This is a genomic window from Marseilla massiliensis (genome assembly GCF_016899855.1).
Classification (GTDB): Bacteria; Bacteroidota; Bacteroidia; order Bacteroidales; family Bacteroidaceae; genus Prevotella.
In genome coordinates this window covers 1-261 of sequence record NZ_JACJJG010000286.1, presented here as the reverse complement: position 1 = coordinate 261, position 261 = coordinate 1, and the positions used below count along the sequence as shown (strand labels likewise).

Sequence of the window (261 nt, the reverse complement as noted above, 5' to 3'; positions counted from 1 at the left end):
GATGTAGGCGTCGCAGCAGTACTGCACCCCGCGGTCGGAGTGGTGGACGAGGCCGTCAAGACTGTCCGTGCCGCGCAACGCCACGGCATGGGCTATGGCCTGCCTGAGGGCATCGAGCGACTCCGAGGCGCGCAGCGACGGCGAGACCTTGTAGCCTACGACCTTGTGCGAGTAGGCGTCGGTGACTATGTGCAGGTAGCACGTGCCACCGCATTCGAGTGGTATGTAGGTTATGTCGGCCACCCACAGCTGGTTCGCGGC

The 261-nt window shown here is 64.8% G+C and carries 1 protein-coding gene; it reads right to left on the bottom strand.

Going from position 1 to position 261, the window contains the following annotated elements; translation table 11 throughout:
• The coding region (locus H6A34_RS15720; protein WP_205106122.1) for a DDE-type integrase/transposase/recombinase at positions 1-261 on the bottom strand (261 nt) is incomplete at both ends.